The organism is Kitasatospora sp. SUK 42 (assembly GCF_015776785.2).
Classification (GTDB): Bacteria; Actinomycetota; Actinomycetes; order Streptomycetales; family Streptomycetaceae; genus Kitasatospora.
In genome coordinates this window covers 149,303-163,007 of record NZ_LFMD02000007.1, presented here as the reverse complement: position 1 = coordinate 163,007, position 13,705 = coordinate 149,303, and the positions used below count along the sequence as shown (strand labels likewise).

Genomic DNA, 13,705 nt, shown 5'->3' with positions numbered 1-13,705 from the left:
CGGCGGAGCATGGTGATCATCGGTGGCGGGCTCGGCGGCCTGTCCACCGGCTGCTACGCGCAGATGAACGGCTACCGCACGCAGGTCCTGGAGATGCACGAGCTGCCCGGAGGCTGCTGCACCGCCTGGGACCGCGGCGAGTTCACCTTCGACTGCTGCGTCAGCTGGCTGCTCGGCAGCGGCCCGGGCAACGAGATGCACCAGATCTGGCTCGAACTCGGCGCGTTGCAGGGCAAGCGGATGCGCAACTTCGACGTCTTCAACGTGGTGCGCACCCGGGACGGGCGGGCGGTCTACTTCTACTCCGACCCGGACCGGCTGGAGGCCCACCTGCTGGAGCTCGCCCCGGAGGACGCCCGGCGGATCCGGCAGTTCTGCGACGGGCTGCGGAAGTTCCGGGTGGCGCTGACCCGTTACCCCTTCCTGCAGCCGGTCGGGCTGATGGGCCGGTGGGAGCGCTGGCGGATGCTGGCCTCCTTCCTGCCGTACTTCAACGTGATCCGGCGCTCCATCTCGGTGCTGATGAGCGACTACTCGGCGCGGTTCCGCAGCCCGCTGCTGCGCGAGGCGTTCAACTTCGTGCTGTACGAGAAGCACCCCAACTTCCCGGTGCTGCCGACCTACTTCCAACTCGCCTCGCACGCCGGGCAGTCGGCGGGAGTGCCGGAAGGCGGCTCGCTGGGCCTGGCCCGCTCGGTCGAGCAGCGCTACCGGCGGCTCGGCGGGGAGATCGCCTACAACACCAGGGTGACCGAGATCCTGGTCGAGAACGACACCGCGGTCGGGGTCCGGCTCAGCGACGGGCGGGAGGTGCGGGCGGACATCGTGGTGGCCGCCTGCGACGGCCGCACCACGATGCTCGACCTGCTCAAGGGCCGCTACCTGAACGACACCTACCGGCGGCTCTACACCCGGACCATCGCCGAGCCGGGCATGGTCTTCCCCGGCTACCTGACCGTCTTCCTCGGCCTGCGCCGCCCGTTCCCGGCGGGCGACCCGTGCACCACCTACCTGCTGGAGGACGGGCTCGCCGCGAGGCTCACCGGCATCCGGCACCCGAGCATCAACGTCCAGTTCCGCAGCCGGCACTACCCGGAGCTGTCCCCGGCCGGCACCACCGTGGTGTACGCCAGCTACTTCTGCGACATCGCCCCCTGGCGGGAGCTGAGCACCGGGCCCGAGCAGGCCCCCCGGCTGCGGCGCGGGGAGGAGCTGCACACCCTGCCGGTGGGCCGGGGCCGGGAGTACCAGCGGGAGAAGCGCCGGGTGCGCGACGCGATCATCGACTTCCTGGACGGCCACCACCCGGGGCTCCGGGAGGCGGTGGCGGTCAAGGACGTCTCCACCCCGCTCACCCAGGTCCGCTACACCGGCAACTACGACGGGACGGTGCTGGGCTGGCAGCCCTTCGTGGAGAGCGGCGAGACCCTTGAGGACGAGATCAAGCGCAACGGCCCGGGGCTGCCCGGCCTGGCCAACTTCTACCTCTCCGGGGTCTGGGCGACCACCGGAGGCCTGATCCGCGCGGCCGCCGCCGGCCGGCACGTCGTCCAGTTCATCTGCCGCGACGACCGCAGGCCGTTCACCGCGGCGGTGGACGACAGCGCGCCGCCGCCCACCCTGATCATCGACCCGGTCGGCCCCGACCGGCAGTTTGGAGTCACCTCGTGAGGATCGAGAAGTGGATCGTCCGCGCGCACGTGGACGGAGTGCCGGACATCGAGCGGATGTACGAGAAGGTCGTCGAGGACGTGGACGTCCGGCTCGCCGAGGACGAGATGCTGCTGCGCACCCTGTACGTGTCGGTGGACCCGTACCTCCAGGGGATCGCGCTGGACACCCCGATCGGCGACCACATGGGGGCCGACTCGATCATGGAGGTGGTGGCGGCCGGTCCGAGAGCCCGCTTCCCGGTCGGCGACCTGGTCCAGGGCTTCGGCGGCTGGCGCACCCACGTGATCAGCGACGGCGAGCCCGCGCTGTGGCAGACCGGCACCTTCCCGATGATGTTCCCCGCCTACCGCAGACTGGACCGGGCCGACTACGACGAGCGGCTGCCGATCACCACCGCGCTCGGCGTGCTCGGCGGCCCGGGGATGACGGCCTGGGGGACGGTGGAGAAGTTCCTGGACGTGCGCCCCGGTTCGACGGTGCTGGTCGGCGCGGCGAGCGGGACGGTCGGCTCGCTGGTCGGCCAGCTGGCCAAGCGGCGCGGCGCCCGGGTCATCGGCACCACGGCGACCCCGGCGAAGGCCGACCGGCTGATGGAGCTGGGCTTCGACGCGGTGCTGCACTACCGGGACGGCGACGACCCGGAGCGGCTGGCCAAGGAGCTGTCCGACCTCGCCCCGGACGGCATCGACCGCTACTTCGACAGCCTCGGCGGCTCGCTCACCGACGTGGTCTTCGGGATGCTCGCGGTGGACAGCCGGGTGGCGGTGTGCTGGCAGTGGGGGAGCCAGGTCGGCGGGGAGTGGACGGGCCCCCGGCTGCTGCCGATGATCATGTTCCCGCGCACCACGATCCGCGGCATCTTCTCGCTGGAGTGGTTCACCGAGGAGAACTGGTCGGCGCTGCGGCGGGACCTCGGCGCGCTGGTGCGCAGCGGCGACGTGCGCTACCAGGAGACCGTGCACCAGGGCTTCGACAGCATCCCGGCCGCGTACCGCAGCCTGTACGTCGACCGCTCGGCCACCCGGGGCAAGGTGCTGGTGGAGGTCTGACCGGGCCCGGGGGTGGGCCCCCGGCCTGGCGGCGCCGGGGGCCCTGCTCGTGAGGTCAGCCCAGGGTGAACCAGGTGCTGCGGGACTTCTTCCACTCCGGGTGGGTGAGGTCCTTGGCGGCGCTGCCGTCGTCGTACAGGTCGGCGGAGCCGTTGTCGGTGATCAGCTGGGCGCGGGCGCCGGGGGCGTCCAGGTCCGGGACCTCGGGGAGGGCCTCCCAGGCGCCGGCGTCGCCGGTCGGCAGGTCGAGCAACTTGACCGGCTTGGTGGCGGCCCGGCCGTCCCAGCGGTAGAGCGCGTAGGGGGCGGAGTTGTCCTCGGCGGCCCAGGAGCCGGCCACGATCAGGTACTGGCCGAGGTCGTTGCGGCGCAGGTCGCGGATCGACAGCCCGCCGAGGTCCAGCTCGATCGGGTCGCCGAAGGTCGCGTGTGCGGCCGAACCGTCGAACAGGGACGAGAAGTTGGTGACCGGCACCAGCAGCGCCCGGCCGCCGGTGACCGCCGGGGTGAGCGGCGCACGGAAGCCGATGTAGGCGGTGGTGGTGCTGCCGGGGGCGAACTCCAGGCCCTCGACGTTGAAGCCGTTGATCTGCTTGGGGGCCTGCCCGTCGGCGGCGCCGGCCGCGAAGCCGTAGCGGTTGCCGTGGGCGGTGTCCCAGGCGATCAGGTCGGCGCGCAGGCCGTGGTACGAACCGGCCAGGGAGAGCTGGGTGTCGGCACCGGAGCCGGTGACCCTGGTGGTGAACAGGGTGTGGCGGTCGGGCTTGACCGCGCCGTCCTTGTTGTTGCCGAGCGAGCCGGTCCAGTAGATCGTGTCGCCGACCCGGGTGGCGGCCTCGATGTCGATCTCCTTGGAGACGCCGAGCGCCGCGCTGAAGTCCCAGGTGCGCACCGGGGCGCCGGAGTTGTTGCGGTCGTACAGGCGCAGGGTGTTGGACTCGTCGTCGCCGACCAGGATGTAGCCGCCGCCGGCGTCCACCGCGGCCGAGGCGTCGCTGGAGCCGGTGAGGTAGCGGCTGGCGGCGGAGTCCCGGACGGCGGCGGAGGCGGCGTAGTGCAGGGTGCGGGTGGCGCTCTTGCCGCCCAGGCCGGTCACCTTGACGGTCAGGTCGGTGTAGCCGACGCCCTGGGCGGCGACCGCCAGGGTGCGGGTGTCGCTGGTCCCGGTGACCGTCACGTCGCCGGTCCGGGCCACGGTGCCGCGGGTGCTGGCCGAGGCGGCGACGGTCAACGCCGAGGCCGGGGCGCCGCTCTGGGCCACCGTCACGGTGACCGTCGGGTCGCCGGTGGCGCCGACCGCGCCGGACAGGTAGGCGGCGGAGAAGGTGATCGTCGGGGTGCCGTACGAGGCCGCGGCCGAGGGCACGGCCGGGAGCGCGAGCACGGGCACCGCTGCGACGGCGACGGCCAGTGGCAGCAGACGGCGGGGGGAACGGGTCACGGTGACAGCCCTTCGACGCGGGGGAGTTGGGGCGGAGCCAGCCTGGAGTGCGTGGGCGAACGCCGACCCTACGTCAGCGAACGGAACGGCGAACAGAGGGCCTCCAGCAACGGTCGTACCCGACCCGCCGAGGGGCGGGCGGAGGGTCAGCCGGTGATCCCCGCCGCCCGCAGCCGGCGGTGCACCGCCTCCCACTCCGGGGCGACCGGCTCCGTCCGGCGGCCGGCGGTGCCCTTGTCCTTGAAGCCGCTGGAGGTGGACACGCAGACCACCGGGCCCTCGGCGAGGTCGGGGGCGCCGAGGCTGCGCAGCCCGGCCAGTCCGGCCGCCGCGGACAGTTCCGCCCACAGGCCGGCGCGGGCCAGTTCGCGCTGGGCGTCGGCGAGTTGACGGTCGTCCACGGTCAGCGCGCGGCCGCCGCTCGCGCGCACGGCGACGACGCCCCGGTAGCCGCTCACCGGGGAGTTGATCGAGTAGGCGTCGCTCGGACCGACCGTCACGTGCGCCGCCGGGAGGCCCTCGGCGAGCGCCCGGTGCAGCGGGCCGGAGGCGGCGGACTCGCAGGCGAAGACGCGCGGCACCCGGTCGGCGAGGCCGAGGCGGCGCAGCTCGTCGAAGCCCTTCCAGACCCCGAACAGCAGCTCGCCGTACCCGGTCGGCACGAAGACCGCGCTGGGCGTCCCGACGTCCCGGAAGATCTCGTACGCGACGGTCTTGTAGCCCTCCGGGCCGTACGCGTGCCCGGTGTGGGTGGTGGTGAGGTTGCTGACCGGGTGCAGGCCGAGCCGGTCGACCACCTGGCGCAGCAGCGGCCAGCGCGCCTCCCACGGGACCGGCAGCACGACGGCGCCGTAGGCGTTGAGGAAGGAGTCCACGGCGGGCGGCAGGTCGGGGCCGGTGAGGACGACGCAGGGCAGTCCGGCGCGGGCGGCGTAGGCGGCCGCCGAGGCGCCGTGGTTGCCGGAGGAGGCGACCGCGATGCCGGGCGCGCCGACGCCCACGGCGGCGCTGGTGGTGCAGCGGTTCAGCCGGTCCTTGTGGGACCAGGTGGGGTTGCGGGACTCGTCCTTGACGTACACGCCGGGTTCGAGCTCCACCAGCGGGGTGGCGCCCTCGCCGAGGCCGGGCGCGGACAGCGGGGGCAGCAGCGGGGCCCAGCGCTCCAGGCCGCCGCGGGTCGTGGCGGGGGCGAAGAGGGCGGCCGGGTCGACCTGGTCGTAGGCGTAGTCGACCTCGACGGGGTAGGCGACGTCCTGCGTGCCGGTGCGGGGGCAGCCCGCGGTGAGCGGGGGCCGGAGGGGGTAGTCGAGGTCGGGGTCGCCGAGCGAGCGCTGGCGGGTCGCGAGGGAGTCTGCTGCTGCCATGTAAGCAGCCTAATGGGGTTTCAGGTGCTACATGGGCGGGTTCTCGTGATTCCCCACGGGAACCGCCGCTGATTCCCCACGGGAACCGCCGCCGCCCTGTGCGGGCGGCGGCGGCGCCGTCTCACCGGTGGCTGGGGAACTGCACCACCTGCTGGTACGTCGGCCGGTTCTGCCAGGTGGTCTTGGCGTCCGTCACCCCGCCCAGCGGGCGCTGGATGATGGTGTCGGCGCACCACTGGTCGCCGGCCGGGCAGTCGGCGTCGCCCGGGTAGACCTGGGCGGGCGTCTGGGCGGCGGCCTGCTTCAGGGTGGTGAGCAGGACCGTCCGGCAGGCCGCGAGATCGCCCCCGCCGCAGAACGGGCGGGCCAGCGGGCCGGCCACCTGGTCGCCGAGGACGGAGCGCAGATCCTTGTCCAGGTAGCTCCACCAGCCGTACTGGAAGGCCGAACCCTTGTGCGGGATGGCCTCGTTGGCGCTCACCGGGCCGCCGCCGGTGGCGCCGGTCTGGCCGCCGGAGGGGGACTCGTTGATCTGCAGGGCGCCGGTCAGCGCGGTGAACAGCTGGTCGCCGAGCCCCGGCCGCATCACGCCGTCGGCGACCAGCGGCCACCAGGCGTCCATCACCCGGATCGCGGCGGCGTCCGCGTAGGTGTGGCTGCCGGGCGAGGTCTCCTTCCGCTGGTCGCCGTCGGCGAGCCAGGCCTCCAGCTGCTGCAGTGCGGTGAGGGCGGTCTGGTCGGTGACCGGTGCGCTGCGCAGCACCCGGATCAGGTCGGGCAGGACGTCCTCGGCCCGCAGGTCGGCGAGCGCGGCGCCCTCCATGGCCTGGGTGAGCGAGACCCGGCTCGCCCTGCCGCCGTTGGCGAGGAGCGCCTTGACCCGGTCGTCGAGGAGGTTGGCGCGGTGCACCGAGCCGTTGCCGAAGCCGGCGGCGGTGTAGCCGTTCGCCTGCTTGTTGTTCCAGGAGATGTAGTAGTCCTGGTTGACGGACTGCGGGTGCGCGGTGGGCGGTGTGTACCGGGCGGTGTTGGTGGCCGGGTCGAAGTCGGCCCACTCGTAGGCGGGTTGGGCGAGTACGGGCAGGCCCGGGTCGACGCCGGGGGCCCGCACCGGGTTGTTGCCGGAGTTGTAGTAGGCGATGTCGCGGGAGTCGGCGTAGAACCAGTTGAAGGTGTAGTTGATGTCCTGGGCCGCCTGCTGGAAGCTCGCCGCGTCGTGCACCGCGCCCGGGTCGTTCAGCTCCTGGAAGCCGATGATGGAGTCGGCCTCGTGCCGGTAGGTGGAGCGCAGCGAGGTGAAGGCGACGGGCGCCCCGCCGACCGTGCCGCGGGCGGTCACCAGGCCGTACCGGGAGCGGTACATCGTCAGGGTGTACGAGCCGGCCGGGGTGGAGTCGGCGGTGGTCGGGCTCCAGGAGTCCTGGCGGTCCAGCCGTTCGAAGGGCAGGCACTGGCCGTGCCAGAGGTAGGAGTTGGCGGCGGTGGTGACCGGTGAGCCGTCGGTGGTGCAGAGCGGGACGGCGTAGGTGTCGGTGATGTCCTGCCCGGCCGAGGTGGCGCTCCAGGCGTAGTCCTGGCCGCGGCCGAGCTGCACGTAGAAGCTCAGGCCCGCGAAGGCCGCGCCGCGCGCGCTGATCCCGGGGCCCTGGATCTCCTCCAGCATCAGCAACTGCGGTGCGAAGTAACCGGTCTGGGGGCCGAACACGGCGACCGGATGGCCGTCGTCGGTGTGCGCGCCCGAGACCAGCAGGGCGTTGGACATGCCGTGCCGGGCGGTGAGCAGGTTGCCGGGCAGGACGCCGTTCGCCCTGGTGGACGCGGAGTTGGCGGATCCGGTGGCGTTGTAGACCAGCGGCTCGGGCACCACCGAGCCGGGGTCGGGCAGCGCCTGGCCCTGCGGGGCGTCGGGCACGGTGGCGTACGGGAAGCTCTGTCCGTCGTGCAGGGTCTGGACGGCCTCCGGGTCGTCGGCCTCGCGCAGCGACTTCCAGACCGCGTCGCCGGCGTCCTTGCCGTACCGGGCCTCGGCGGCCGACTTGACCTGGGCGGAGGCGAGTTCGTTGCCGCCGCCGGAGCCGAAGAGCGCGCCGACCACGGAGGCGAGGGCGACGAGGTCGGTGAGTTTGAACGGCTCGATCGAACCGGCGTTGGTGATCGGGTCGATGTGCCCGGTCAGGTCGTACTCGCCGGGGAAGGTGCGGCCGTTGTAGGCCTCCCTGGCGTACTGGTTGATGCCGTCCAGGTAGGCGGTGGCGTCGGCGAGCGCCTGGGCGGCCCGGCCGCCGCGGGCGGCGAGGGCGTCGATCTGCTGCTGCAACTCGGCCTCGGTGTACGGCGCGGCCTGCCAGAAGCTCTGCTCCAGCTGGCGGTTGGCGGCGGCGCCGCCCGCGAAGCCGGACAGCTGGCCGCGGCCGACGTGCCGGAACAGGTCCATCACCCAGAGCCGGTCCTGGGCGGCGGCGTAGCCCGCGCCGAACTCGGTGCCGTAGCGGGTGGTGCCGGTGATGTGCGGGACGCCGGTGGCCTTGTCGCGCACGATGGTCACGTCCGGGCGCGGGGTGGTGGTGCTGGCGACCTGGTCGGCGGGGACGCCGAAGGAGGCGTCGTTGAAGAAGGTGCGCAGCCCGGCCTCGGTGAGCCCCGGGTAGCCGGAGGCGAGTGCGGCGTACGGGCCGAGCTGGTCGTCGGTGTGGGCGGGGCGGGTGCCGAACGCCCGGTTGAGCAGGATCTCGGCGAGGGTGGCGTTGCCGTTCTCACCGGGCGGCAGGATGTCGGTGCAGCGGCCGGCGCAGTAGTCGGTCGTCGTCGCGGTCGTCGTCGCCGTGGGGGCGGCGGTGGCCGGTGCGGTGGTCAGGGCGGTGGTGACGAGCAGGGCCGACGCGAGGGCGACGGCCGGGAATCGGAATCGGAGGCGGTGGGGGCGTAGGCGCAAGGCGAGCTCCTCCGTCGAAGCCACGGGGAGTCGACGGTAGGGGTGCTACTGGACGGTTGGCTAGTGGCATGCATGTCATTTCGGGTCCGGCGGACCGGGGTTGACGGTCGGGCGCCGGGGCGGTGGGCAGTAGCCTGACCGTTCTTCGACGGGATGACCGAGGTGGGGGCGTTGAGCGACAGCGGGTCGGTGCGGGCGCTGGTGCGGGTGGTGCGGCGGCGGAAGGAGTTGTTGCTGCTGCCGGGGATCGCCACGGCGGTGCTGGGCGGGTTGTCGTGGCTGCTGGTGTGGGTGGACCTGAAGGTCGGGGAGAGCGTGGCGCTGGAGGTGGGCGGGGTGTTGGTGCTGGCCGTGCTCGCGACCTTCTTCAGCGCCGTGACGCTCCTGGCGGCCGATGACGCGCTGCGGGGGCGGCCGGTGGCGATCGGGGCCTGCTACGCGCGGGCGGCCGGGCGGTTGCGGGTGATCGCGGGGTGGGCGCCGGTCGGTGCGCTGCTGGTGCTCGGGGCGCTGCTGGTGGTCGGGATCCCGCTGTCGTTCGCGTGCTACCTGGTGCTTCCCGCGGTGGTGCTGGACGGTGTCGGGGTGCGGACGGCGCTGCGGACGTCCCGGGCGGTCCACCGGCGGGACCGGGGGCGGTTCATGCAGGGGGCGAACGCGATGACGGCGCCCGTGCTGGTGTCGGTGCTGCCGGCCCTGGTGCTGTTCGTCGTGGGGCTCACGGCGACCGACCGGGGGCTCGGGGTGCTGTTGATGGTCGGCGCGGCGCTGTGCCTGGGCGCGGGTGTGACGGTGACGGCGAGTCTGTACGGGGTGTTCCGGGTGCTGCTGTACCGGGAGTCGACGGGGCGTCCGGTGGCGGGGCCGGTGGAGCCGGCGGGCCCGGTGCTGCACGTGTCGCCGGTGGAGTAGACGGCGGCCGGGGAGCCGGGCCGCCGTCCACCCCGTCACTCCGGCAGGTGCAGGGCGGTGTCCGCGGGGCCCTGGGTGAAGCGGGTGAAGCGGACCTGGAGGCCGGCTCGTTCGGGGGAGCAGCAGAACGGGCCGGCCGTGGCGGTGGCGTCCGGGGCGAGGGGCGCGAGGCGGACCAGGCGCCAGGGGCCGTCCTCGCAGCGGGCGCGGATGGTGACGGCGTCGCCGGTGCGGCTGGCGCGGACGGTGACGGCGCGGCCGTGCCAGTCGGGGACGGGGGCGAGGGACCAGTCCGAGACGCCGTGGGTGACCACCGCGCCCAGGTGCGGGACGCCGTCGCTCAGCTCCACTCCGGCCTTGATCCACGTCTGGGGGGCGACCCGGACCAGCAGGCCGGCCTGGTCGTAGAGGGCGGTGAAGTCCGCGACGAAGGTGACCTCGGTGGCGCTGCCCGCCGGGAAGCCGGTGAGCAGCGCGTGGCCGTCGTCACGGACGAAGCCGTAGCCGGTGGTGCGCCAGAAGTCGCTGCGGTCGCGGGCGGTGACCAGGAGGTCGGTGCCGTCGGTCCGTACGTGCTCCGGCTCGTTGAGCCAGCTGCCCTCGTGCCAGGGGATGTCGCGGGGCGTGTCCATGGGCCGTCCTCTCCACGGGTTGCGGCAGGCTTCCGCAACGTCCTGGAAAGGGATCCAATCATCCGCCCCGCGACCGGAGAAGGGCAGGTCAGGGCTTGAGCACCAGGCGGATCGGGTTGCCCTCCTTGCGCTCCAGCGCCTCGACCGCGTGGGCGGCCTCGGCCAGCGGGAAGGTGCCGCTCACCGAGCGGGAGAACTCCAGCCGGCCTCCGCGGACCAGGTTGACCAGGTCCTCGACGTCCTGGCCCTCGGAGCCGTAGTGGCCGCGGATCTGCTGGCGCAGGTAGCTGACCAGGGTGCCGTTGGTGATGGTCAGCGGCTTGTCGGTGAGGCCGACCAGGACCAGCCGGCCGTGCTCGCCGAGCGTGGCCATCGCCTGCTCGCGCACCGGGGCGACGCCGGCGAAGTCGAAGGCGGCGGAGAGCGGGCGCCCGCCGGTGGCCTCGCGCAGGCGCTCGGCGAACCGCGGGTCGGCCGGGTCGAGCGCGGCGTCGGCGCCGAAGGCCAGGGCGCGCTCGCGGGCGGCCGGGAGCGGGTCGACGGCGACGATCGGGAAGGCGCCGATGGCCCGCAGCAGCTGGACGCCGTGGGCGCCGAGCCCGCCGACGCCCCAGACGCCGACGGCCTCGGCCGGGCGGACGGCGCCGGTGGCGGTGATCGCGGCCCAGGGGGTGGAGACCGCGTCGGGGATGAAGCAGGCCTGCTCGAAGGGCAGGGTGTCCGGGATCGGCACCAGGGTGGTGGCGGTGGCGAGCGCGTACTCGGCCCAGCCGCCGTCGTAGTCGACGCCGCGGGTGTACACCCGGCCGCCCCGGCTCTCGCCGGCCTGGAGGAGCACCCGGTCGCCGACGGCGGCGGTGGTCACGCCCTCGCCGAGGGTGTGCACGGTGCCGGCGACCTCGTGGCCGAGGGTGACCTTGTCGCCCTTGAGGAAGAGCGGTTTGAGGATGCCCTCGATCAGGTGGACGTCGGAGAGGCAGACGCCGGCCGCCTCGACCTTGATCAGCACCTCGCCCGGGCCGGGCACCGGGACGGGCACCTCCTCGACGGCGAAAGAGCCCTTGGCGACGTCGAGCCGTCCGGCGAGCATCGTGGCGGTCATCGGGACTTCCCTTCTGCCGGGGGCGGCGGGGCCGGTGGAGTGCTCGGCCGGGTGGTCGCCACCCCAAACTTGCTTGTTGTTCAACAAGCAAGTTCGACCCTAGCATGGTGCCATGCGCACGCACGATGAAGCGGCCGGCCCGGGAGTGTCACCGCAGGGCGAGCCGACCCGCCGCACCCAGGCCGAACGGCGCGCCCGGGCCGAGGCCGCACTGCTCGCCGCGGCCGCCCGGCTGGTCGCCGAGCACGGCAGCACCGGGGTCACCCTCGCCAGGGTCGGGGAGGAGGCGGGCTTCAGTCGCGGCCTGGCCACCCACTACTTCGGCTCCAAGGCCGCACTGCTGGCCAGACTCCAGGACGAGGCGCTGGCCGAGGCGATGGCGGCGGCCGCGCCGGAGCGCAGCGGCGCCGGGGCGGTGGACGAACTGTGCCGGTTCGCGCGCGGCTGCCTGGAGGGCGTGCGCAACCCGACCGACCTGGGCCGGGCCTTCGTGGTGCTGGGCGCCGAGGCGCTCGCCGGGGCCTCCGAACTGACCGACGCGGTGGCGGAGCTGGATGCCCGCACCCGCGGCTGGGCGGCGGACGTGGTCGGCCAGGGGCTGGCCGAGGGCGAGGTGCGCGCCGGGGTGGACCCACAGGCCTTCGGGCTGGCCCTGGTCGGCCTGGTCAAGGGGCTGGTGTCGCAGGCGGCCGCCGGGCCGCAGGCCTTCGACGTCGCGGTGGCGACCGCGGAGGCCGAGCGCTGGATCCGGCTGGCGCTCACTGCGGGGTGACGGCGCGTCCGTCGGGGAGGCCGGGAGGCGTCGTCAGTCCGTACCCGGCGCCTCCAGGCTGGCGAGGGCGGCCGCCGCGTCCGGAGTGGCCGGGGTGTGGAGGATGACGAACTCGCCCGGTTCGCCGGCCAGCCGGAGGATCTCCCGGCACAGCTCCACCACGCCGAACCGGGTGCGCGCCCTGGTCACCCCGTGGGACAGCTCGACGACCCCGTGGCGGCGCCAGAGCGTGTCGAACTCCTGGCTGTAGCAGCAGAGTTGCTCGATCTGTCGGGTCAGTTCCGGGCAGTGCGGGTGTCGTCCGAGCTCGTTGCGCAGATAGGCGGCCGCCTCGTGCGCCTTGAGCGGCCAGTCCACGTAGGCCTCGCGCGCCCTGGGGTTGGTGAAGATCACCCAGCCGAGCGTGCGCCGGTCCTCGGGCACCTCGGCGAAGTCCACGAAGACCCGGGTGGCCAGGCGGTTCCAGGCGAGGATGGCACCGCCGTGGCCGACCAGGTAGGCCGGTGCGGCGCGCAGCGAGTCGAGGAAGCACTGGACGCTCGGCCGCACCGGGCCCCGGCGGACGGCGGTCCGGGGCGGCGGCGCCGGGCGGGCGAGGCCGTGCAGGTACCGGTGCTCGGCGGGCGTCAGCCGCAGCGCGGTGGCGACCGCGTCGATCACCGTGTCCGACACCCGGGACGCCTGGCCGCGCTCCAGCCGCACGTACTGGTCGACGCTGACGTGGGCCAGGGCCGCGATCTCCTCCCGGCGCAGGCCCTCCACCCGGCGCTGGCCGGCCAGCGCGGGCATGCCGACGTCCTGCGGGCGCAGTCGGGTGCGGCGCGAGACGAGGAAGTCGCGGATCGCGATCTTGGTGTCCACGGGAGCATGGTGGACGACCGCCGTGCCGTTCGGTAGGGCCCGGTCGGCCAAACTTCCCTCACAACGTGAGCACGCGGCGGTCGCGGATGACAGGGCAAACTTTGCCCTCCCTTGGTCGGTGTACGGATCGGCATCCTCATAATTCGCCCGCTGGGTCAGCATTCCGCCCGCAAGCCGCGAGAAGGGACAAGGACCACGGACGAGATCACACAGCTGCGCCGCGCCCTCGACAGTTCGGGCAGCGCCCGGCTGCGCGCCGCCGACCGGGGCATGCTGCCCGCGATCGCCCCCGGTGCCGTCGTCACCGTACGGCCCCGGCCCTTCTGCGAGGTGCGGCCCGGGGACGTGGTGGTCTCCGGGCTGGCCCGGCGGGCCGTCGCCCACCGGGTGGTCGGGCGCAGCGACGCCGCACTGCTCACCCTGGGGGACAACCTCCCGCTGGTCGACCCGGTGGTCAGGCCCGGCGACTACCTCGGGGTGGTCGCCGAGCACCACCGGCCCGTACCGCCGCGCCGCCCCGACCTCGCGGCGCTCGTCACCGCCCCGGACCTCGGCACCGGCCGGACCAGGATGTGGTTCCCCGGGCCGCCGCCCGCGTACGCCTGGTGGAACCCGGCCGCCCGGCCGGGCGCGACACCGGGCCGGGCCGGCGGAGCGAAGCGGCTGGTGATCAGCGTCTCGCCGCACGGCGCGCTCCCGGCCGCCGCGCTGGACGAGCTGTTCGCGGCCGCCGGGCGGCGCGACATCGACGTCCTGCTCGGCTGCGCCTTCACCGGGCCGGCCGCGGACCGGCCGGCGGCGGTCGGGTGGCGGCCGCCGTTGCGGCCGGGGACGGCGGACTTCCACGTCGGCTTCGGCACGCCGCTCGATCCGCCGCCGCTGATCGAGACGGTGGCCTTCGTCCGCTCCCGGATCCGGGCGGTGCGCGGCCTCCCGGAGGCGTGCGGCGGCTGAGCCGGGCGTGTG

At 74.0% G+C, this 13,705-nt stretch carries 11 protein-coding genes; 5 read left to right on the top strand and 6 right to left on the bottom strand.

The features are described from left to right. The first annotated feature begins 9 nt into the window (after window positions 1–9). Both RZ50_RS22485 and RZ50_RS22480 read left to right on the top strand, forming a co-directional pair. Window positions 10–1,671 (top strand): NAD(P)/FAD-dependent oxidoreductase, encoded by a 1,662-nt coding sequence (locus RZ50_RS22485; RefSeq protein ID WP_196952082.1) that lies wholly within the window; start codon window positions 10–12, stop codon window positions 1,669–1,671. Next, window positions 1,668–2,723 carry an NADP-dependent oxidoreductase gene (locus RZ50_RS22480; protein ID WP_196952081.1) on the top strand — a complete coding sequence of 352 codons (1,056 nt, stop codon included), beginning with the start codon at window positions 1,668–1,670 and terminating at the stop codon, window positions 2,721–2,723. Before RZ50_RS22485 ends, RZ50_RS22480 begins: the two co-directional genes overlap by 4 nt. 55 nt (window positions 2,724–2,778) lie before the next feature. On the opposite strand, the gene RZ50_RS22475 is transcribed toward RZ50_RS22480, so the two are convergent. The 3 genes from RZ50_RS22475 to RZ50_RS22465 all read right to left on the bottom strand — a co-directional run bounded on the left by RZ50_RS22475 (window position 2,779) and on the right by RZ50_RS22465 (window position 8,460). After that, window positions 2,779–4,164, bottom strand: a complete 1,386-nt coding sequence (locus tag RZ50_RS22475) for a DUF3616 domain-containing protein (RefSeq protein ID WP_374199974.1) — start codon at window positions 4,162–4,164, stop codon at window positions 2,779–2,781. 146 nt (window positions 4,165–4,310) lie between these two features. Further along, window positions 4,311–5,528, bottom strand: coding sequence for a pyridoxal-phosphate dependent enzyme (locus RZ50_RS22470; protein ID WP_196952080.1), 1,218 nt, complete (start codon window positions 5,526–5,528; stop codon window positions 4,311–4,313). Window positions 5,529–5,649: 121 nt separating this feature from the next. Next, entirely contained in the window at window positions 5,650–8,460 is a 2,811-nt protein-coding gene (locus RZ50_RS22465; RefSeq protein WP_374199973.1) for a penicillin acylase family protein, read from the bottom strand. Between the two features lie 171 nt (window positions 8,461–8,631). Here RZ50_RS22465 and RZ50_RS22460 point away from each other — a divergent pair, with 171 nt between their 5' ends. Then, on the top strand, window positions 8,632–9,372 hold the full coding sequence (locus tag RZ50_RS22460; RefSeq protein WP_196952079.1) for a hypothetical protein: 741 nt from the start codon (window positions 8,632–8,634) through the stop codon (window positions 9,370–9,372). A gap of 35 nt (window positions 9,373–9,407) precedes the next feature. On the opposite strand, the gene RZ50_RS22455 is transcribed toward RZ50_RS22460, so the two are convergent. Beyond that, entirely contained in the window at window positions 9,408–10,004 is a 597-nt protein-coding gene (locus RZ50_RS22455) for a DUF1349 domain-containing protein (RefSeq protein ID WP_196952078.1), read from the bottom strand. Window positions 10,005–10,092: 88 nt separating this feature from the next. Further along, window positions 10,093–11,106, bottom strand: coding sequence for a zinc-binding dehydrogenase (locus RZ50_RS22450; protein ID WP_196952077.1), 1,014 nt, complete (start codon window positions 11,104–11,106; stop codon window positions 10,093–10,095). A 112-nt stretch (window positions 11,107–11,218) separates the two neighbouring features. On the opposite strand from RZ50_RS22450, the gene RZ50_RS22445 reads away from it, so the two are divergent. Further along, on the top strand, window positions 11,219–11,878 hold the full coding sequence (locus tag RZ50_RS22445; protein ID WP_196952076.1) for a TetR/AcrR family transcriptional regulator: 660 nt from the start codon (window positions 11,219–11,221) through the stop codon (window positions 11,876–11,878). 33 nt (window positions 11,879–11,911) lie between these two features. Here RZ50_RS22445 and RZ50_RS22440 read toward each other — a convergent pair whose 3' ends face one another. After that, window positions 11,912–12,739, bottom strand: a complete 828-nt coding sequence (locus tag RZ50_RS22440; RefSeq protein WP_196952075.1) for a helix-turn-helix transcriptional regulator — start codon at window positions 12,737–12,739, stop codon at window positions 11,912–11,914. Between the two features lie 111 nt (window positions 12,740–12,850). Here RZ50_RS22440 and RZ50_RS22435 point away from each other — a divergent pair, with 111 nt between their 5' ends. Beyond that, window positions 12,851–13,693, top strand: a complete 843-nt coding sequence (locus RZ50_RS22435) for a S26 family signal peptidase (RefSeq protein WP_196952074.1) — start codon at window positions 12,851–12,853, stop codon at window positions 13,691–13,693. The last annotated feature ends 12 nt before the right edge of the window (window positions 13,694–13,705 follow it).

Excerpts from the sequence above, each read along its gene's own strand:
- RZ50_RS22485 (WP_196952082.1), top strand. The coding sequence starts at position 10 with ATGGTGATCATCGGTGGCGGGCTCGGCGGCCTGTCCACCGGCTGCTAC.
- RZ50_RS22470 (WP_196952080.1), bottom strand. The coding sequence starts at position 5,528 with ATGGCAGCAGCAGACTCCCTCGCGACCCGCCAGCGCTCGCTCGGCGAC.
- RZ50_RS22455 (WP_196952078.1), bottom strand. The coding sequence starts at position 10,004 with ATGGACACGCCCCGCGACATCCCCTGGCACGAGGGCAGCTGGCTCAAC.
- RZ50_RS22450 (WP_196952077.1), bottom strand. The coding sequence starts at position 11,106 with ATGACCGCCACGATGCTCGCCGGACGGCTCGACGTCGCCAAGGGCTCT.
- RZ50_RS22445 (WP_196952076.1), top strand. The coding sequence starts at position 11,219 with ATGCGCACGCACGATGAAGCGGCCGGCCCGGGAGTGTCACCGCAGGGC.